At 68.1% G+C, this 17,860-nt stretch carries 19 protein-coding genes and 1 pseudogene; 8 read left to right on the forward strand and 12 right to left on the reverse strand.

From position 1 onward, the window contains the following. Nucleotides 1–96 precede the first annotated feature (96 nt). Entirely contained in the window at nucleotides 97–1,041 is a 945-nt protein-coding gene (locus C8271_RS05315) for an isoaspartyl peptidase/L-asparaginase family protein (protein WP_106506432.1), read from the forward strand. 3 nt (nucleotides 1,042–1,044) lie between these two features. Here the strand turns inward: C8271_RS05315 and C8271_RS05320 are convergent, their stop codons facing one another. From C8271_RS05320 to C8271_RS05355, 8 genes and pseudogenes are all read right to left on the reverse strand, one after another. Next, nucleotides 1,045–3,060 (reverse strand): TRAP transporter permease, encoded by a 2,016-nt coding sequence (locus C8271_RS05320; protein ID WP_170957809.1) that lies wholly within the window; start codon nucleotides 3,058–3,060, stop codon nucleotides 1,045–1,047. Nucleotide 3,061: 1 nt separating this feature from the next. Further along, nucleotides 3,062–4,051 carry a TAXI family TRAP transporter solute-binding subunit gene (locus tag C8271_RS05325; protein WP_106506433.1) on the reverse strand — a complete coding sequence of 330 codons (990 nt, stop codon included), beginning with the start codon at nucleotides 4,049–4,051 and terminating at the stop codon, nucleotides 3,062–3,064. 231 nt (nucleotides 4,052–4,282) lie between these two features. After that, nucleotides 4,283–5,182 (reverse strand): TrmH family RNA methyltransferase, encoded by a 900-nt coding sequence (locus C8271_RS05330; RefSeq protein WP_106506434.1) that lies wholly within the window; start codon nucleotides 5,180–5,182, stop codon nucleotides 4,283–4,285. Between the two features lie 60 nt (nucleotides 5,183–5,242). Further along, the gene (locus C8271_RS05335) at nucleotides 5,243–5,938 is read right to left on the reverse strand and encodes a TetR/AcrR family transcriptional regulator (RefSeq protein WP_106506435.1); all 696 of its coding nucleotides are present in this window, start codon (nucleotides 5,936–5,938) and stop codon (nucleotides 5,243–5,245) included. Then, nucleotides 5,935–6,741, reverse strand: a complete 807-nt coding sequence (locus tag C8271_RS05340) for an ABC transporter permease (protein WP_106506436.1) — start codon at nucleotides 6,739–6,741, stop codon at nucleotides 5,935–5,937. The genes C8271_RS05335 and C8271_RS05340 overlap by 4 nt, the downstream gene beginning before the upstream one ends. Further along, a complete protein-coding gene (locus C8271_RS05345; RefSeq protein ID WP_106506437.1) occupies nucleotides 6,738–7,475 on the reverse strand; it encodes an ABC transporter ATP-binding protein in 738 nt (245 codons plus the stop codon). The genes C8271_RS05340 and C8271_RS05345 overlap by 4 nt, the downstream gene beginning before the upstream one ends. 81 nt (nucleotides 7,476–7,556) lie before the next feature. Continuing rightward, nucleotides 7,557–7,856: a hypothetical protein gene (locus C8271_RS05350; protein ID WP_106506438.1), complete on the reverse strand. Its 300-nt coding sequence runs from the start codon at nucleotides 7,854–7,856 to the stop codon at nucleotides 7,557–7,559. Between the two features lie 19 nt (nucleotides 7,857–7,875). Further along, nucleotides 7,876–8,220, reverse strand: a pseudogene (locus C8271_RS05355) (DUF2200 domain-containing protein). 3 nt (nucleotides 8,221–8,223) lie between these two features. Between C8271_RS05355 and C8271_RS05360 the strand changes: the two are divergent. Further along, nucleotides 8,224–8,991, forward strand: a complete 768-nt coding sequence (locus C8271_RS05360; protein ID WP_245920924.1) for a class I SAM-dependent methyltransferase — start codon at nucleotides 8,224–8,226, stop codon at nucleotides 8,989–8,991. 61 nt (nucleotides 8,992–9,052) lie between these two features. On the opposite strand, the gene C8271_RS05365 is transcribed toward C8271_RS05360, so the two are convergent. Both C8271_RS05365 and C8271_RS05370 read right to left on the reverse strand, forming a co-directional pair. Next, nucleotides 9,053–10,741, reverse strand: coding sequence for a DUF4091 domain-containing protein (locus C8271_RS05365; protein WP_106506439.1), 1,689 nt, complete (start codon nucleotides 10,739–10,741; stop codon nucleotides 9,053–9,055). Continuing rightward, the gene (locus C8271_RS05370; RefSeq protein WP_106506440.1) at nucleotides 10,738–11,784 is read right to left on the reverse strand and encodes a phosphotransferase enzyme family protein; all 1,047 of its coding nucleotides are present in this window, start codon (nucleotides 11,782–11,784) and stop codon (nucleotides 10,738–10,740) included. The genes C8271_RS05365 and C8271_RS05370 overlap by 4 nt, the downstream gene beginning before the upstream one ends. Before the next feature lie 188 nt (nucleotides 11,785–11,972). Here C8271_RS05370 and C8271_RS05375 point away from each other — a divergent pair, with 188 nt between their 5' ends. Both C8271_RS05375 and C8271_RS05380 read left to right on the forward strand, forming a co-directional pair. Next, entirely contained in the window at nucleotides 11,973–12,530 is a 558-nt protein-coding gene (locus C8271_RS05375; protein ID WP_106506441.1) for a hypothetical protein, read from the forward strand. A gap of 29 nt (nucleotides 12,531–12,559) precedes the next feature. Beyond that, nucleotides 12,560–13,234: a class I SAM-dependent methyltransferase gene (locus C8271_RS05380; RefSeq protein ID WP_245920925.1), complete on the forward strand. Its 675-nt coding sequence runs from the start codon at nucleotides 12,560–12,562 to the stop codon at nucleotides 13,232–13,234. Here the strand turns inward: C8271_RS05380 and C8271_RS05385 are convergent. Next, nucleotides 13,164–13,835 (reverse strand): class I SAM-dependent methyltransferase, encoded by a 672-nt coding sequence (locus tag C8271_RS05385; protein WP_106506442.1) that lies wholly within the window; start codon nucleotides 13,833–13,835, stop codon nucleotides 13,164–13,166. The genes C8271_RS05380 and C8271_RS05385 overlap by 71 nt on opposite strands. A 117-nt stretch (nucleotides 13,836–13,952) precedes the next feature. Between C8271_RS05385 and C8271_RS05390 the strand changes: the two genes are divergently transcribed. Beyond that, nucleotides 13,953–14,516 (forward strand): DMT family transporter, encoded by a 564-nt coding sequence (locus C8271_RS05390; protein WP_245920927.1) that lies wholly within the window; start codon nucleotides 13,953–13,955, stop codon nucleotides 14,514–14,516. 9 nt (nucleotides 14,517–14,525) lie between these two features. Here the strand turns inward: C8271_RS05390 and C8271_RS05395 are convergent, their stop codons facing one another. After that, nucleotides 14,526–15,008 carry a P-loop nucleotide/nucleoside kinase family protein gene (locus C8271_RS05395; RefSeq protein ID WP_170957810.1) on the reverse strand — a complete coding sequence of 161 codons (483 nt, stop codon included), beginning with the start codon at nucleotides 15,006–15,008 and terminating at the stop codon, nucleotides 14,526–14,528. A 143-nt stretch (nucleotides 15,009–15,151) separates the two neighbouring features. On the opposite strand from C8271_RS05395, the gene C8271_RS05400 reads away from it, so the two are divergent. The 3 genes from C8271_RS05400 (at nucleotide 15,152) to C8271_RS05410 (ending at nucleotide 17,792) form a co-directional block, all read left to right on the forward strand. After that, nucleotides 15,152–15,790, forward strand: coding sequence for an OsmC family protein (locus C8271_RS05400; protein ID WP_106506444.1), 639 nt, complete (start codon nucleotides 15,152–15,154; stop codon nucleotides 15,788–15,790). Continuing rightward, a complete protein-coding gene (locus tag C8271_RS05405; protein WP_106506445.1) occupies nucleotides 15,790–17,439 on the forward strand; it encodes a sodium:solute symporter family protein in 1,650 nt (549 codons plus the stop codon). The genes C8271_RS05400 and C8271_RS05405 overlap by 1 nt, the downstream gene beginning before the upstream one ends. Before the next feature lie 149 nt (nucleotides 17,440–17,588). Further along, nucleotides 17,589–17,792, forward strand: coding sequence for a hypothetical protein (locus C8271_RS05410; RefSeq protein WP_106506446.1), 204 nt, complete (start codon nucleotides 17,589–17,591; stop codon nucleotides 17,790–17,792). Nucleotides 17,793–17,860: the final 68 nt, after the last annotated feature.

Here is a 17,860-nt window from a genome sequence, read left to right on the forward strand (position 1 = left end):
AACAGCGCGGTCGCTCATCTGGGATCCTGGAGCACACCACCGCCCATCCTGCGCCCGAGGGGATCACCCGAGGCTGCGCCCAGATCAGGAGCCGATATGCAGCACGCTGAGGAGAACGTCGCCCCACCGCGAGAGACCACCTGCTGGACAGCGTCGGCGGCAGGCCCAGCACTTGTCATCCATGGCGGTGCCGGCGGGCGGATTCGAGAGTTTCAGAACCTGCCCGAGGGCACCTTCGAGCAGGCCTTGCGCGCCTCATATGAGGCGGGCGCAGACGTGCTCCGCGACGGTGGCAGCGCGCTCGATGCCGTGTGCGCGGCCGTCGCCGTGATGGAAGATGACCCGCTGTTCAATGCGGGACGCGGCGCGGCCCTGACCGCTGATGGTCGTGCCGAGCTCGATGCCTCGGTGATGGCAGGCGGGCTTGCGGGCGCGGTGGCGGGCAGCCGCCACGCGCGTCATCCCGTGTTCGCTGCCCGCGCCGTCATGGAACGCACAGGGCATGTCCTCATCGCGCAGCCCGCGGTGGAGACCCTGACGGACTGGGATCTGGAGACCGTTGAGCCCGACTGGTTCGTCACGCTCGAGCGCAGCGCTCAGCTCGAACGAGTCGTGGCTCGACGCGAGGCCACGAACCAGCACGGCACCGTCGGCGCCGTCGCGCGTGATGCGCAGGGTCGCCTCGCGGCAGCCACCTCGACGGGTGGCACATGCGGACAGTGGACCGGACGCATCGGCGACACCCCGGTGATCGGTGCCGGAACCTATGCGCGTGACGGCCTCGCTGCGGTCTCCTGCACCGGGCACGGCGAGGCATTCCTGCGGGGCGTGGTGGCCCATGATGTCGTCGCGCGTCTGCGCTACACCGACGCAGACCTGCGCGGTGCCGTGCTCGACACGATCGAGGAGTCACTCACTGCGCACGATGCCAGCGGCGGCATCATCGCCGTCGGCGCCGATGGCAGCCTTGTCGTCGCCTACAACTCCGCCATGATGCTCGCCGCGATGCCCGACGGCGCGGACCTGCGACTGATGGCCTGACTCTCAGACGCGCGCGGCGGAACCGTCCGCTGGGGCCTCAGTAGCGGCGCCGTCGCCCCCGTGGCGGCGGCGGATCACCTGGACCACGACCACCACTGCGGCGATCGCTATACCGATCAGCGACACCCACAACACGGGAACAACCATCATCACGCCGCTGACCATCAGCAGTACGACCTCCAGCACGGTGGTGCGTGTGACCAGGTAGCCGGCGAGCGCCGCCGCGATCGCTGTCATTCCGAGGATGAGCGTCACGAGGGCATGGAGAAGGTCCGTCACGGGGCCTTCGAGTAGTAGCGCCGGTTCGAGTACGAACACGAAGGGGATGAGGAACCCGGCGATCGCCAGGCGCAGCGCGGTCACACCGGTGCGCAGCGGATTCGAGTTCGCGATGCCGGAGCCGGCGTAGGCGGCCAGACACACTGGCGGGGTGATGTCGGCGAGAATCCCGAAGAAGAACACGAACATGTGCGCCGCAATGAGCGGCACCTCGAAGTTGTTGTACAGGATCGGCGCCGCCACCGTGGCCGTCACAACGTAGTTGGCGGTGGTGGGCAGGCCCATGCCCAGGATCAGGCACGAGATCATCGTGAGCAGCAGAACCAGCAGGAAGTTATCGCCCGCGAGAGACACCACCGCATCGCCCAGGCGGCCACCGAGCCCCGTCCGGGTGACGGTACCGGCCACGATGCCTGCGGTTGCGCAGGCGGCGACTACCGGCAACGCGGTGCGTGCGCCCTCCTCGAGCAGCTCCAGGATTCCGCGCGGGGAGAGTCGGGTGGACTTGCGCACGAAGCTAAGAACGAACGCCACGGCAATGCCCCACAGTGCCGCTCGTGCCGGCGAGAAACCGGTGAGCATCATGGAGACGATCACCACGAGCGGCAGGATCAGGTCGATGCGGGTGAGCAGCGAGCGCAGGCTCGGCAGCTGGGAGAGCGGGATGCCTTTGATGCCGGTGCGTTTAGCCTCGAAGTGGATCGACAGCATCGTGCCGCCGAAGTACAGCACCGCTGGGATGATCGCGATGATGATGATCTCGTTGTACGGGATGCCGGTGTACTCGGCCATGATGAAGGCTGCGGCACCCATGATGGGCGGCATGAGCTGACCACCGGTCGAGGCCGTCGCCTCCGTAGCCGCCGCGACGCGCGGCTTGAAACCGGACTTCTTCATCAGCGGAATCGTGAAGGATCCCGAGGCCACGGTGTTCGCCACCGACGAGCCGGAGATCATGCCCTGCAGGCCGCTCGCCACAACCGCTGCTTTTGCTGGCCCGCCGGTGAGCCAGCCCGCTGCCTTGAAGGCGAGGTCGTTGAAGTACATGCCGATGTTCGTCTTGACGAGCACGACAGCGAACAGCAGGAAGAGGAAGATGAAGGTCGAGGACACCTGGATCGGGGTGCCGAAAATGCCGGAGCGGGCCGTCAGGTATGTGCCCACGACGTAGTTCTTCCAGGTCAGTCCCGCACCGAAGATGGAGTAGGCGATCGCTGCGAGCGCAATGAGCACGATCGGCAGGCCCACGCAGCGGCGGGTTGCCTCCAGCACTAGCAGGATGCCGAGCGCCGCCATGATGTAGTCCATGGTGCTGTAGCCCATGATCCGCACCAGGTTGCTGGCCAGGTAGTCGTAGTTGAAGACGACGTACAGGTTCGTCGTCAGCGCGAGAGCGGAGAGCACGAGGTCGTACCACGGCACACCTCGTCGAGTCGGGTCGATCCGCTTCGAGGCCGGGTACAGAAGAAAGATGATGGAGATGGCGCCCGCCAGGTGGACGGCACCCTGGATCAGCGTGGTCCTCGCGCCGAAAATGCCCGTGTACAGATGGAACACGGTCAGGGCGATGGACAGCCCGGCGATCACCCAGCCGATCTTGCCCGGGTTGGTGCGGAACCTGCTGGCAGTGTCGTGCTCTCGGAGAACGTCGTCGGCCTTCGCATCCATCACGCCGGCCTCGGGAATGCTCCCGAGGCCGGCGGTGGAGGAGGCTGCGCTCTCTCGCGCGGCGTCATTCATGTCAGATGAGACCCTGTTCCTTGTAGTACTTCTCTGCTCCGGGGTGGAACGGAACGTCACCCTGCCCGAAGAGGGCGTAGTCGTGACTGATCAGCTCGCCCTGCGGCAGCGTGATCTTGTCGGTGTTCTCGAAGGTCGCCTTCGTGATCGCGTACCCGGTCTCTTCGTCGATCTGGTCGAGCGAGGCGATCAGGGCGGCCGCGACAGACAGCGTGATCACCGGCTCAGTGAGGAAGTCGTAAGCATCCTGCGGGATCTCGTACGCATCGAAGAGCGTCTTGCCGGCGATCTCATCAGCCTTGGCCTTGTCCAGGCCCACCAGCGTCACGTCATTGGTTGCCGCGATATCGCCCAGGGACCCGGTGGGCGTGCCCACCACGAAGATGGAGGCGTCGATGTTGCCGTCGCGCAGGAGGTCCAGGGAGCTGCCGAACTCCTGCTCGAAGGGCTCGTAGTCACCGCTTTCGATGCCGTAGCCGCTCAGGATCGCATCGGAGACAGCGCGGGTGCCGGAGCCGACGTCACCGACGGCGATCTTCTTGCCCTTGAGGTCATCGACGGTCTCGATGCCCTTGCCGGCGAGCGTGACGATGTGTGCGGCCTCCGGGTAGAGCGCGGCGACCCACCCGATCTTGTCGACCTTGGCGCCCTCGAACTCGCCCTCGCCGGCAACAGCCTGCGATGCGGTGTCTGACTGCGAGATGCCCAGCTGCCAGTTCCCCTGCTGGATCTGACCGATGTTGTCCACGGAGGCGCCGGAGTCGGTGTAGGTGACCTTGAGCCCCTCGACGTTCTCCTCGTAGATGGCGGCGAGCTCACCACCGAGCGGGTAGTAGGTGCCGCCGGTGCCGCCGGTGCCGAAGGTCAGGTCCTTGGTCGGGGTGCCGGCAGCTCCGCCATCACCGCCGGCGCCGTCACGGCTGCAGGCGGACAGTGCCGCGATAGCGGCCAGCGGGCTGAGAGCGACAATGCTGCGTCGTGCGATTCGCATGAGGATCCTCCTCGTCGTTGTGGAGCGCACTCGCCGTCGACGGGGAGGGGGAGCCGGGTGGCGTGGCGCTCCACTGCATCGTGAGGCGTCCCCAGGTCGAGTGGCGTCCGGCATCGGACCTCCTCACTGTAAGAGCTCCCACCGGCTTGTCGAGCTTTTCGCCGCATCACGGACTCCTCTGAGACACGATTGCAACCTTCTGTCCGGCGCATCACACCGGGCATCCGGCTTTCAGGCGTCCCGACGCTGCCTGAGCGCTTCATAGAGGACCACGGTCCCGGCAGCGGCCGCATTCAGCGACGAGGCGGACCCGCCCATGGGGATCGACGCGATCAGGTCACAGGCGTCGCGCCATCGCGCGCTCATCCCGCGGGTCTCATTGCCGATCACCACCACGGCCGGGTTGCGCAGCGGAGCATCCGGGAGCAGCACGTCGCCGTGCTCGTCGGTGCCGATCACCCGCAGCGCCGGGGCGGCGCCGTGCTGTGGTCGCGCCCAGTCGAGCACCGCGTCAGGTCCATCGACCTGCACAATCGGGACGGAGAACACGGAGCCTGTGCTGGCCCGCACCGCGGCCGGATCCCATGGGTCGGCGCTGTGCCCGCTGATCACGAGGGCTGCGGCCCCGAGCGCATCAGCGGAGCGGGCGAGCGAGCCGAGGTTGCCGGGGGAGGAGGGGCGGTCGAAGACGAGCACGGGCCCGGCCTCGCGCGAGAGGTTCACGAGGTTGTGCCGAGGGATCTCCACGATGGCCAGCAGTTCGGGCGGTCCGTCCGTGCGTTCGCCGAGTTCGGCCATGAGCTCGGGGGCGACCTGCACGACGGGCGCGGGCGGTGCGCTCACCAGGTCGCGGGCCCAGGTGGACAGGTGCTCTCGCTCGTCCACGAGCAGGGTGCGCACCCGGTGTCCGTGCTGGATCGCCAGCGTGATCGGACGCACGCCCTGCACGAGCATCTCGCCAGCGCGGTGACGTTTCGTGCGGTTGGTGAGCAGCGTCTGCCAGTGCTGGAACGTCGCGTTGCGGCGCTGCACACGGGCGGGCGGCACCGAGCTTGGCGTCGCGCTGCGTGCGTGCGAGCGGCTGGTGCGTGACCCGTTCGTCGGCGCGGGGCGGGGGCGGGATCGTGGCATGGCCGGACGATACCGCGCGGCAGTCAGGCGCCGGCGCACTCACATGGCGCTCGCAGTCGATCACTCCGCCTCCGCTGCTGTTCTGGCCAGCTCGCCCAGGGCAGTCGCGTCGGCGCCGTCGAGAAAGAGCGGCCCGGTGAGATACCGCTGCACGGCTGGGCCGACGAACTGGACGACGTCATCGGTCGACAGACTTGCGAGCGGCTCGAGTCGCAGGAGATGACGGGTGATCAGCAGGCCAGCCATCTGGCTGCTCACGAGCGAGGCGCGCAGTTCGCGTTCTGGTTCTGGTGCATCGAGCTCGGCTGCGATCCGAGGTAACAGCGCACGCGTCACAAAGCGATTCACGACCTCGCTGTGGCTGCCCAGGCTACGGCGAACCGCAGCGAACAATGCGGGCCCGGCGGGTGACGTCCACACGGCTTCGGCGGCCCGCACCATCGCGCACCCCCACTCAGAGGGACCGTCCGCCGTGATCGTGCGGGCGATCTGATCGGGGCGGATGGTCTGCTCGAGCACGGTGCTGAACAGATCCTCCTTCGTGCCGAAATAGTGATGCACCAGCGCGGGATCGACGTCGGCAGCTCGAGCGATGGCGCGGACGCTCACCTGATCCACGGATCGCTGCGCGAACAGGTCGGCCGCTGTTCTGAGAATCCGTTCGCGGGTGCGCTCAGCCTTGCCCTTGCGCTCAGCTGTTGCCTGTGGCTCTGCTGGGCTGCGGCGCTCGGACTGGCTGCGGCGTGCGGGCGTCATCGGGTGCGGCGCCGCATGGATGCCGCGGCGAGGATCAGAGCTGCCAGGGTAATGGCGGTCAGGCCAGCGAGGTGCCACCACGAGTCGGTCGAGAGCTCGGGCTCCTCAACCACATCAGTGACCACGGCGACTGCCCAGGTCATAGGCAGCCAGTTCGCGATGTGCTCAAGCAGCGCTGGCATGGCCGTCGTTGGGACCAGTAGCCCGCACAGGAAGATCTGCGGGCCGACGAAAAGGGGCATGAACTGCACGGCCTGGAACTCGGTTCGCGCGAAGGCGCTCGCGAGCAGTCCGAAGGCCACGCCGAACACTGCGTCGAGCACGGCAGTGAGCAGCAGCACCCAGACGGGGCCCGCCAGTGGCACGTCCATCGGCCCGAGCACGAGGGCGCCCAGGATGAGCGCCTGAAGACTCGCGAGAACGCCGAACACCATGGCGTAGGAGCCGATGAGGTTGGTCTTCGACAGCGGTGTGGTGAGGATCCGCTCGAGGGTGCCGCTTGTGCGCTCGCGCAGCATGACCACACTGGTCACAATGAACATCAGCATCATCGGCAGCACGGCGAGCATCGTCGGACCGATGCGGTCGAAGGCGGGTGAGTGCCCGGGCGGCGTCGGAGCGTCAACGAACACGTAGTAGAGCAGAATCAGCAGAAGTGCGGGCACGACCAGCACGAGTGCGACCGTGCGCGGATCACCTCGAAGCTGCGCGGCGATTCGCAGAACCGTGGTGAACGGGTAGAGGCGATGGTGCCTCCGCCGGGCGCCCCGATGCGTGCGGCTCTGAGTGGTCGCGGTACTCATGCGGCCTCCTCTTGCGCGGAGATCAGGGCCATGAAGGCCTCCTCGGGATTCGGGGTGCGAGTGCGCTCCTGCAGCTCCCTGATCGGTGCATGGGCAAGGAGCTGGCCCTCGCGCATGAGCAGCACCGAGTCGCAGCGTGTGGCCTCATCCATGACGTGGCTGGAGATAAGCAACGTGGTGCCCGCCTGGGCGAGGGTGTGGAACGTGGTCCACAGCGATTCGCGCGTCAGAGGGTCCAGGCCCACTGTTGGTTCGTCGAGGACCAGAAGCTCCGGCTCGCCCACTAAAGCGCAGGCCAGCGACGCGCGGGAGGCCTGCCCGCCAGAGAGGTGATCCACCCGCTGGTCGGCATAGCCGGACAACTCCACCAGCTCGATGACGTGCTGGGCATGTGCGGGGCCACAACCCAGCAGCTTCGCCATGTGCGTCACGTTCGCGCGCACAGAGATATCGGGGTAGATGCTGAGCGACTGGCTCGTGTAGGCGACGCGGCGGCGCAGCTCGTGCGAGCCGGCGGGGAGCCCGAGTACGTCGACGGTACCGCCGCTGATCATCTGAGAGCCGACGATCGTGCGGATGAGGGTGGTCTTCCCGCAGCCGGAAGGGCCGAGCAGGCCTGTGATCGTCCCGCGTTCCACGGTCACATCCAGGGCATGCAGCACCTCGGTGCGCCCACGTCGTACTCGCAGGGCGGAGGCGACCACCGCGGGTTCATCAGTTGATGAATTCGTCATGTGATGAACAGTAGAGTGTGAGTGGTGTGAGAGCAAGGTCGACGGATCGCATGGCGGTGAATGCCACGCCATGGCAAGCTCTCAGCGTCCGCGGGCCCGTCGAATGAGGACCGCGCGCCGGACCGCCGCATCGATGAGGGCTACGGCCAACACCATCGGGATTGTCCACGCGTACGCCAGGGCGCCGGTCGCATCCAGGATGATGGCGAGCACGAGGAGAGCCACGGTGTCGATGAAGGCTGCGCTGCCCGCCCTGAGGTGGGCGACCTGCTCGAGTGAGCGACCGGAGAAGCGCCGCAGGTCGCGTCTGGTCATGAGTCTGTTGACCAAGGCCAGGATGCCCAGGAGCAGCATCGGGCCGACGATGAGCAGGGATTTCATCCCGCCAGCCTATGCGGCGTCAGCCCCGCAGGATCTCCTCCATCGCCTTTCCCTTGGCGAGCTCGTCCACAAGCTTGTCGAGATACCGGATCTGCTGCATGAGTGGATCCTTGATCTCCTACACTGTCACGCCACAGATGCTGCCGGTGATGAGGGAGGCGTTCGGATTCACGGTCGCGTCAGCGAAGAAATCTGTGAAGGTGATGCGGTCCTCGAGGTGGGTGTCGATCTCGGCGTCGGTATAGCCGGTGAGCCAGCGCGTCACCTCATACAGCTCCTCGACCGTGCGGCCCTTCCGCTCGACCTTGTTCACATAGTGCGGCCAGACCTCGGCGACGGGCATAGCGACAATGCGGTGGCTCATGGCGTGACCGTATCGCTTGTGTCCCCGCGGGCCGCCCAGTGGCCGTACTCGTCCTTCGAGCGAGATCACGGCGTGTGGATACTGGAGAGCATGGGCTTCCGACGGATCGCACAGGAGTGCTGGGGAGGTCGCGCCTCCGCCGCCATGCACGCGCTCAACGCACGCCATCCCTGGGACCACAACGCCGCGTTCCACCCGTGGATCCTCACCCGGCTGCCGCAGAGCCGTCGGCTCGCCGTCGACGTTGGCTGCGGGCGCGGTGACTTACTCGCCGCCCTTGCCCCGTTCTTCGAGCATGTGCACGGCACAGATCAGGACCGGGCGATGCGCGCGGTCTCTCATGCACGGTGCGCGGGCCTTGCGAACGTCAGCATCGACGACGCTGATCTCGACGGACTTCCGGACGGGGCGGATCTGATCACGATGGTTGCTGTGCTCCACCACCTGGACATCGAGCCAGCGCTTGCAACGATCCGAGAACGTCTCGCGCCGGGCGGGCGATTCCTGTGCGTGGGGCTCGCCCCGCCTTCCTCCGTCGCGGACCATGCATGGGACGTGGCCTCGATGCTCACCAATCCGCTGATCGGATTCGTCCGTCACCCTTGGCCCGCGGTGGAGTCAGCACCGCAGCCGCCGATTCCCGTTGCGCAACCCACCGTGGAGCTCGCTGAGCTGGGCCGTCTCTGTGACCAGGCCATGCCCGGGGCTCGGATCCGTCGGCATCTGGGCTTCCGCCACACCGTGGAGTGGACAGCCCCGCACAGCGGCTGACTAGACGATGTGCGCTGTGCGCGGCGGTCGCTGCTCCTCCAGGCCTCGGGTCCGATAGTCCTCAGGCGAGGATCTCCTCAGCCACCTCATGTGCGAGGCGGCGCACCTCGTCGGCCTCGATCACCGGCAGGTCATAGCCCACGGCCCAGTCGCGACGCAGGATCGCGTCGGCCCGTTCCTCGCCGATCGTCTCGCGCAGCAGCGCGGCGGCGCGTACATCGACCATGGCCTCGGCGAAGACCTCCGAGCGGATCGACCGCACAGGGACCCCGCCCACGCCGGGGTACACCATGAACGGGTCGCCGCCGTAGAAAGCACCGGCGGAGCAGGTGTCCAGGAACGGGTTGATCGGATGCAGGGACAGCTGCGCGTTGTAGAAATTGAAGCCCCAGTGCAGAAAACCACCCGCGCGGTTGACCGCCAGCTGCGTGCCCAGTGCCCGGTTGCGCACCGAGGGCTGCGCGATGAATCGGTTGGAGACGCCGCGGGTCTGCCCCATGCAGTAGTACACCCACAGGTCCTTCACGCCACCGGCCAGGAACGGGGCGGCATGGTCGACGGCGGCCACTGGCACCTTCACCAGGCCCTTGTCGTAGAAGGAGTAGGAGCTGAGGGCGTCCACCACGGTCACGTCGGCCAGCAGATCGGCGACCACCGCATGCGCCGCGCCGTAGGTGGGGAGATTGTCTTCATTGGGCTCATCGGAGATGTGGAAGATGACCTTGTCCCGGCCCCACGTCTCATCGAGATGGGTGATGAGGAACGGCAACAGCTGCTCGAGCAGGGCACGGTAGGACGGGTCGTCGGCGGGAACATCCCAGCCGAAACGCTGCTCGGGTCCGTTGGGTGTTTGGACCCAGATCGACGGGGTGGCGCGGGCTCCCCACTGCGTGAACAGATGCGGTACCTCTAGATGGGTGATGCCCACGCGACGAGCGACCTCGAGCCAGCGGTCCAGATGCTCGGTCTCGAAACGGTAGGTGCCCTCGCCGTCGTCGATGATCCGCAGCAGCTGGGTGGGGGTGCGCTCGGTGTTCTCCTCCGTATCCAGGGGCGGTGTCCACACCGGGGTGAGAACCGAGTTCACGGACATGTCCGCCGCGGCGCGCAGGAACGCCTCGATCACCTCCCAGTAGCGCTCAGAGAACGGCTCGAGGCTGTACTGGTGCAGAAGTCCATCCACGTGGAACCAGTGTGTGTTCACCAGCGGCAGTTCCCCGAGCGTCGACCCCACGACCAGCAGCGGCGCGCTCACCGTGAGCTCGGCTCCGTCCTCCATCCGAACGGAGATCTGGGCGCTTGTGCGGGCGGTGGACGCATCCGGCGCAGCCTCCAGGGTGATCCACAGCGCGTGCCACGAGCCCGTCGTGAGATCGGGGCGGCCCTCGATAGGGCGCAGCAGATCGGGGTACAGCCCGGGGGCAAGCCGCAGGTACTCGTTCGGGTCCGCATCGGCCGGGGCAGGCAGGGAGACCGGCACGAGATCCACCTGCTGCACCAGTGCGCTCACTCCGTCGGGGCACTGCACGCTGACCTCTGGCCGGGCCACGGTCTGCCCCGCCTCCGCAGCTGTCGCCAAAAGGGCGACCTGCACCGCGGTACGCGACCCGGCGTAGACCACCGCGGGAATGTCAGCGGTGAACTCGCGGGGCTCGGCGTCGGGAAACACCTTCTCCAGCGAGTCGCACAGCACCATCCGCACGTGCTCGCTTCGGGCCTGCGTGGTGGCGGTCTGCGCCTGGGGGCTCATGGTGTCTCCTCGGTCGGGTCGAAAGGATCGGCGTTGAGGGCCGACGGGGCAGTGGGGTGCTCTGCCCCCAGCATCAGGTCGGCATGCTCGAGCGCTGACGCGGACCAGCCATGAACGTCCTGGCCACGGGGGATCATCGCGAGCGAATACCAGAGCACGAGCACATCCCACCAGTTCCGCTCGGTGGGTCGCAGTGCGCGCACCGACTCGTAGCCTGCGACGAATTCTGCGCGCACCTGGGCGCTGACGGGCGCCCAGTCGTGGAAGCGGGTGCCCAGCAGCACGGAGGAGCGGGCGAGCTCGTCGATACGTGGCGCGATGCGTGCCTCCTCGAAATCCAGCAGCGCGGAGATCTGTCCGTCATGCCACAGGATGTTTGAGGCCCGCACATCGCCGTGCAGAAGCTGAACGGGCAGGGGATGCTCGCGCACCAGATCGAGACCGTCGGCGAGCGCTCGGCGTGCTCGATCCGGCACGTGTGCCGGTTGCGCCCGCAGCCAGCCGTCCATGGTTTCGGCGAGCATGTGCTCCTGGTGCGGGGTGCCCGGCACGGCCCGCGGATACGTGGCAAGTGTTGCGTGCAGGCGGGCGAGCATCGCGCCCGCAGCGCGTACCTGCGTCGGATCGGAGACGTCCAGCAGATCGCCGGGAATGACACGCTGCAGCCCCAGGGAGAACCCGTCGCGTTCCACTTGCAGTCTGCGATCACGCGCCGGGATCGGGGCAGAGACCGGCAGGCCGCGCGGTGCGAGCCACGCCGTCAACTCGGCCAGCCCATCGAGGCGGGCGAAACGTTGCCGCGCAGCCGACCACTTCGCGATCATCGCGCCGTTTTGAGTGCGGACCCAGGCCAGGGCGTTCAGGTCGCTGATCACGATCGCCTCGCACGTTTCGACGTGCAGATCCCAGTGATCGCGCAACAGTGCGGTGACCCATGCGGCAGCCGTGGTGGAGTTCTCGAATCCGAAGCGCTGGGTGAGGGAGGCGGCTGCGTCGACGTCCTCCCACAGCATCGATACGTGCGGTGCGGTGCGATCAGCCATGCCTTTATCCCACCACACCGAAGGCCTCTTCGGTGGCACGCTGGTCGTCGTCCTCCGCTCTCAGAGGCGGATCGAGGGCTCCCCAGCGGCGGGTCTGGCGAAGCCGCGAGGTACGTGGCGAGCAGCGATCGAGACGGTGAGCTCTCCAGCATGCAGACGGACACATGTCGTCCTGGCATGCTGGAGGCATGGACATGCTCACCCGCGCCCCGGGCACCCTGGCTCTCGCCGGACGGGGACTGCGTGCCTTCACAGCTCGGCATGTCCTGGTCGCGGTGGTCGTGAGCATCGCGGTCGCCCTTCTGATCGGCACGGTGACCGTGCTGATTCCGAACTCGGTGTTCGGTCGGGACATTCCGCCGGTGGCCTGGAACTATCCGATCTGGATCCTGACCTCGATCCTCACCGGGCTGCTGGTGGCGACCTACGTGCGGGTGCCGGGTACGGGAGAGAAGCCCGACGAAGCGGCGGCTCCGGCCGACGGGGCCCCGTTCCAGGCAGACACAGAACAGGCGCCGGGGGAACGGTCCAGCGCTCTCGGCATGATCGGCACGGTGCTGGCCTGGTTCGCCGTCGGTTGCCCGGTGTGCAACAAGATCGCTCTGCTCGCCCTGGGTTACTCCGGAGCGATCACCTGGTTCGCTCCGATGCAGCCGGTGCTCGCGGCTCTCGCCGTCGCGCTGTGCACCCTCGCGCTGGTGCAGCGCCTCAAAGGCATGGTCGTGTGCGAGGTGCCGGCCCGCTGACGGGCTGCAGGCGAAGGTGGGGCAGCGGCATGGATATCCGACGGATCGCACGGGAACGCTGGGGAGGCCGTGTCGCTGCGGCGATGCACACGGTGAACGCGCGTCACCCGTGGGATCACAACGCTGCGTTCCACCCCTGGATCCTCACGCGCCTCCCACGGCGACGTCGGCTCGCCGTCGACGCTGGCTGTGGTCGTGGTGACCTGCTCGCCGCCCTTGCGCCGTTCTTCGAGCGCGTGTACGGCACCGATCTCGACTCGACGATGCGCGAGACCTCCCGCACACGCTGTGCAGGACTTGCGAACGTCAGCATCGACGACGCCGACCTCGACGGTCTGCCTGACGGCGCGGACCTGATCACGATGATCGCCGTGCTGCATCACCTGGACATCGCGCAGGCGCTCGCTGTGGTCCGGGAGCATCTCGCGCCGGGCGGGCGATTCTTGTGCGTGGGTCTCGCCCCGCCGGCCTCCGCGGCCGACCACGCCTGGGACCTCGCCTCGATGATCACCAATCCGCTGATCGGCATCGTGCGCCACCCCTGGCCCGCCGTCGAGGCCACGCCGCAGCCGGAGCTGCCCGTCGCACAGCCGACCGTGAGCATCGCCGAGATCGGGCGGATCTGCGACAGCGTCATGCCCGGCGCGGTGATCCGTCGGCATCTGGGGTTCCGTCACACGCTGGAGTGGACGAGACCGGACTGACATCAGAGGGTCGATGCGCGCTGATCTCCCCATGACGGCGCGAGCCCGGGTCCTGGCGCTCAGCACAGTCGTCGATGACGAACCCGGCCTGCTCCAGCAGGGCACAGATCTCACCGGGCCGCCAGTACCACGCCGTCGTCACCGCGTGCTCGAACGGCGTGGTGCGATCCCCGGCGAAGAACCCCAGCAGAAGGCGCCCGGCCGGGACGAGCGCATCATGCAGAGCTGAGATCTGGGCCGGAAGCTGCGTCGGCGGCACGTGGATCAGGGAGTACCAGGCGAGAACACCGGTCGCCTCCCCGGCGGAGAGACCCGTCATCGTGCCGTGCCGGAAGACGACACCGGGATGCGCAGCACGCGCGGTCTCGATGAAGGCCGGGACCGGATCGACGCCCTCGACCTCGACACCGAGCGAGTGCAGCCAGGCTGTCCAGTGCCCCGGCCCACAGCCCGCGTCGATCACGCGGCCGGGACACGCCAGCGCCCAGGCGGCGATCGTGGCGCGGTCCTGGACGGCGGTCGCCTCGATGCGGCCGAGCGCAGCTGTGTACTCGGCGGCGCGAGCGGCATAGGCGGCGATCGTCGGCTCAGGAACGGTCATGGCGCCGACGGTAGTGCACGTGTTCGGCGCACGGCGTGGAGAGCACGCGGGCGGGGAGCGGTCGATGACAGACGGACAGGAGCACGGCGCCTGCGATCGACGGGCCACACTGTGCACATGACCCCTCCCATCGCGTCGCGCACGCATCCCACCGTGCTGCCGTGGGCGGCGGCCGCGGGGACGATGCTGCTGTGGGCGTCCTCCTTCGTGGTGATCCGTGGGGCGGCCGACGTGTTCGCGCCCGGGTCGATGGCCCTGCTGAGGATGGCGGCGGCGAGCTGCGTGCTGGTGGTCTGGGGAGTCGTGGTGCGCCCGGTCTGGCCGCGGACGCCGCGCGCCTGGGCGCTGATCGCATGCTGGGGCGTCGCCTGGTTCGCGCTGTACACGATCACGCTCAACGCCGCCGAGCACCACGTGGATGCGGCGACCGCCTCGATCATCTACCTGGGTGTGTTCCCGACGGCCATCGCCTTCACGTTCTGGGGGTTCGCGATCCGCCATCTGCCCGCCGGACCGCTCAGCAGCTCGTCCCTGATCGTCCCGGCGATCGTGGTGGTGATGGCCTGGCTGATCCTGGGGGAGACACCGCCCCCTCTCGCCGCGCTCGGCAGTGTGCTGTGCCTGACCGACGCGGGCCAGGCGATCTTCCGCCCACGGCGGAGGGCGTCCGCCGCTGCGTGATGGACGGCTTCAGTGCCGGATGATCTCGAGCCCCTCGTCGGCTGACGGTGGCTGCAACAGGGAGGCGAGATGCTCGTTGCCCTCACGGGTGATCCGATGAGCGAAGGTCGCGCCAGCTGCCTCACGAGCTGCGGCGCGTGACGTCGCCTCCTCGATGCCTGTCGTGAGGACGTGCAGCACGACGTCGGCCCCAGCATCCTGCGCACGCTCCCGCACCCAGGCACGCCGCTCGACCGACCAGGAGTTCCAGTCCAGCACGGCGTCGGCGCCCGTGGCGAGCACCTGCGCGGCGGGCGACCAGATCAGGTCGCGCACCACCGCGGCGTGCTCGCCGTAGGCGGGATCCTCGATCGACAGCTCGGGGTGCAGCCGCAGCATCCACTCATCCAGCGTGAACCGCACCCCGGCGCCGTTCGCGCACAGCTCCCTGGCGAGAGTCGACTTCCCGGACCCTGCGAGGCCGTAGAGGAGGTGGACGGTGCCGATGCTCATGCGGTCAGCGTAGGTGACGCGATGAGAACGCACGTGACGCCCGAGCGCGTCGACGACAGGGCCCGCGAACGGCGCCGTCATCTGCCTGCTACACAACGACACACAGTGCTCGGATCCGGCAGCGGCGCCCCTAGCGTCGCCGCATGAACACATCGCACCTTTTGCCGCATCCGCGCTATCGCGACCTGCCCGATCCGTCGTCCTCCAAGACGCTGCGCGCCTCCGGGCTCGGCACCGGGGCCCAGCAGAGCAGCATCAGTGTTCGCGGCTTCCGTTTCCTGGCCGACGAGCCCGTCGCGCTCGGCGGCCGCGACCTGGGCCCCACGCCGATGGAGTACGTGGCCGGTGGCGTCCTCAGCTGCATCACCGTGGTGATCGACCAGCTCGCGGACCGGCAGGGGCTCGTGATCGACGAGGTGCAGACCTACGCGCTGGCCCGCCAGGACACCCGCGGACTCGCCGGCACCGCCGATGTCCAGCCCTACTTCCACCGCTTCCACCTGCAGATCGCGCTCGCCACCGCCGAGCAGGACGAGAGGCGCTTGCACGCCTTCGCTGTCGAGGCCGAACGCATCTGCCCCGCGATCAACCTGCTGCGCGACGCCCGCACCGGGCTCGAGGTGCACTGGGCGATCGCCGACTCCCTTCCGGAACGGGCCGCGGAATCCCTCGCGAACACCGCCTGGGGCTATCACACCGACGGTGCGCAGCCGCCGGCGCCGCGCCTGACCATTCCCGAGCGCACCGCATCCGGCGCGGAGATCCGCGCGGAGGTGGCGTGATGACCGCCGTCGGCATCTGGACGCTGACCCTCGCCGGAGCATTCACCCTGTGGCTCGTCATCGGCGGACGCCTCGCCGCCCGCGGCGGCATCTCCGGCTACTTCACCAGCGATCGCACCTTCAGCCCGTGGACCGTCGCCTTCTGCATCACCGGGTTATTCTCCGGTTCGTCGTACATCGCGATCATCGAGCTCAGCTACCGCACCGGGATCTCCGCGATCTGGTACGGCGTCGCCGAGACCACCCAGATCATCCTCATCGCGCTGCTGCTGGTGAAGTCGCTGCGTCGTAAGCTCGTCGTCACGGTCACCGGCATCATCGGCGAACGCTTCGGTCCCGTAGCCCAAGCTGTCGGCGCGATCATCACCGGGCTCACCTTCCCCATGTACTCGCTGGGCACCACCATCGCCTTCGCGAGCGCGCTCACCGTGATCACCGATCTGTCGATGATCACCTCGATCGCGATCACCGCCGTAGTGCTGCTGGCCTTCCTGATCGGCGGCGGAATGAGGGCGGTCGCTTTCAGCCAGACCATGAACGTGGTCGCCATCGCGGCGATGTTCGCGGTGGCGCTGTGGGCGCTGCTCGCTGACCCGGGCCCGGCCGCGCTGCTGCGGATCCCCGCCGCACACCCCGAGCTCGTGGACCCTGCCGGTGCCGGCATCTCCCTGATCGTCGCCTGGTTCGGCACCTTCATCATCAATGTGCCCCTCGCGCAGGCCGCCTTCCAGATGTCGTTGTCGGCCCGCACCCCGGAGGACGGCCAGAAGGGTCTGTTCCGCGCCGCGACGATCGGCGCACCACTGATCATCGTCGGCACCGTGCTCGGCACCGTCGCCTCGGTGCTTGTTCCGAGCACCGCGCCGCCGCTGACCGCGATCGCGCAGTACATCACCGGTGCTCTGCCCGCCTGGGCCGCCGCCGTGTTCTTCCTGGGGCTGTGGGCCTGTGCGCTCGGCTGGGCGGGACCCTGCCAGTTCTCCGGCGCGACCTCGCTGGGCCGAGACCTGTGGAGCGTGATCCGTCCCCGCGCCACTCAGGAGGAGCTGGTGCTCGCCACCCGTGTGTTCCTGGTGTTCCTCACCGGCCTGCTGGTGCTCTTCGGTCTGATCCGGGCGGAGAACGCCGCCTGGTGGAACATCACCGCCTGGACGCTGCGCAACGGCGCCACCTTCGCGCCGGTTCTCGCTGCGTTCTTCTGGCCCGTCGCCACCCGCTCCGGTGCCCTCGCCGCACTGCTGACCGGCTTCGGCGCCGGTCTCGGCTGGCACGCTCTGTCTGGTTTCTCCGCCACAGACTTCACCCTCGGTACCCATCCGGTGTGGGTCGGCATGATCGCGAATCTCACGGCCCTCGTGGTGGTGAGCCTGGCGACGAGTCGCTGGCAGGTCACCACCGATCTGGTCCGACGCCGCGAGACCAGCGGGTGGCTGCTCGGCGCCGTGGCGCTCATCGCCCTGCTGCTGACCACCCGTGAGTGGCTGGCCGGTCACGGCCTCATCGGGCTCGGGCTGTTCCTCGTGGCGCTCGCGCTCTTCGTCGCCGTGCTGCGCGGGACCGTGCTGCAAGCGCCGGTCACACAGGGGAGTGCCGACGATGTGCCGCAATCGCAGACCGACCGATCGGCGCCACTGCTGGTGCGGGGCTGAGGTCCCGTGCCCGGGCGGCGCCACAGGACAGGCCCACCGCGCCCGATCAGGCCGTCGACCTGAGGTACTGCAGCACGGCGGCGACGCGCCGGCGGTGGAAGCCTCGTTATCCTCTCCCCGCAGTAGCGTGGCCAGGCCTTGCGGTCAGCGTGCTCGCCCTGGTCATCGGTAGCGCGGTCGCAGCGGTTGCGCTCGCCCCGCTGTCTGTGGCACTGCTCGGCAGGCCGTGGCCCGCCGGCTCCCCTCTGGTGGTCGGAGCGCTCGCCGTGGGGGTGCCGGTGCTCGTCGGCGGCTCCCTGCTCGGGTTACTGGTCGCGATCGCCAGGAGATCGACGGCGACTCGGGACAGCTGACGGCCTGTGCTGCGATCCGTGGTCGCGGGCTAAGGACGCGTCGGCGAGGCGCCGTAGGGGTGCTCTCG

Origin of the sequence: Brachybacterium timonense (assembly GCF_900258505.1) — a bacterium.
In the GTDB taxonomy this organism is placed as follows: domain Bacteria; phylum Actinomycetota; class Actinomycetes; order Actinomycetales; family Dermabacteraceae; genus Brachybacterium; species Brachybacterium timonense.

What these genes read in the sequence shown, in the direction of transcription:
- C8271_RS05315 (WP_106506432.1), top strand. Translation starts at nt 97, where the DNA reads ATGCAGCACGCTGAGGAGAACGTCGCCCCACCGCGAGAGACCACCTGC.
- C8271_RS05320 (WP_170957809.1), bottom strand. Translation starts at nt 3,060, where the DNA reads ATGAATGACGCCGCGCGAGAGAGCGCAGCCTCCTCCACCGCCGGCCTC.
- C8271_RS05325 (WP_106506433.1), bottom strand. Translation starts at nt 4,051, where the DNA reads ATGCGAATCGCACGACGCAGCATTGTCGCTCTCAGCCCGCTGGCCGCT.
- C8271_RS05330 (WP_106506434.1), bottom strand. Translation starts at nt 5,182, where the DNA reads ATGCCACGATCCCGCCCCCGCCCCGCGCCGACGAACGGGTCACGCACC.
- C8271_RS05335 (WP_106506435.1), bottom strand. Translation starts at nt 5,938, where the DNA reads ATGACGCCCGCACGCCGCAGCCAGTCCGAGCGCCGCAGCCCAGCAGAG.
- C8271_RS05340 (WP_106506436.1), bottom strand. Translation starts at nt 6,741, where the DNA reads ATGAGTACCGCGACCACTCAGAGCCGCACGCATCGGGGCGCCCGGCGG.
- C8271_RS05345 (WP_106506437.1), bottom strand. Translation starts at nt 7,475, where the DNA reads ATGACGAATTCATCAACTGATGAACCCGCGGTGGTCGCCTCCGCCCTG.
- C8271_RS05350 (WP_106506438.1), bottom strand. Translation starts at nt 7,856, where the DNA reads ATGAAATCCCTGCTCATCGTCGGCCCGATGCTGCTCCTGGGCATCCTG.
- C8271_RS05365 (WP_106506439.1), bottom strand. Translation starts at nt 10,741, where the DNA reads ATGAGCCCCCAGGCGCAGACCGCCACCACGCAGGCCCGAAGCGAGCAC.
- C8271_RS05370 (WP_106506440.1), bottom strand. Translation starts at nt 11,784, where the DNA reads ATGGCTGATCGCACCGCACCGCACGTATCGATGCTGTGGGAGGACGTC.
- C8271_RS05375 (WP_106506441.1), top strand. Translation starts at nt 11,973, where the DNA reads ATGGACATGCTCACCCGCGCCCCGGGCACCCTGGCTCTCGCCGGACGG.
- C8271_RS05380 (WP_245920925.1), top strand. Translation starts at nt 12,560, where the DNA reads ATGGATATCCGACGGATCGCACGGGAACGCTGGGGAGGCCGTGTCGCT.
- C8271_RS05385 (WP_106506442.1), bottom strand. Translation starts at nt 13,835, where the DNA reads ATGACCGTTCCTGAGCCGACGATCGCCGCCTATGCCGCTCGCGCCGCC.
- C8271_RS05390 (WP_245920927.1), top strand. Translation starts at nt 13,953, where the DNA reads ATGACCCCTCCCATCGCGTCGCGCACGCATCCCACCGTGCTGCCGTGG.
- C8271_RS05395 (WP_170957810.1), bottom strand. Translation starts at nt 15,008, where the DNA reads ATGAGCATCGGCACCGTCCACCTCCTCTACGGCCTCGCAGGGTCCGGG.
- C8271_RS05400 (WP_106506444.1), top strand. Translation starts at nt 15,152, where the DNA reads ATGAACACATCGCACCTTTTGCCGCATCCGCGCTATCGCGACCTGCCC.
- C8271_RS05405 (WP_106506445.1), top strand. Translation starts at nt 15,790, where the DNA reads ATGACCGCCGTCGGCATCTGGACGCTGACCCTCGCCGGAGCATTCACC.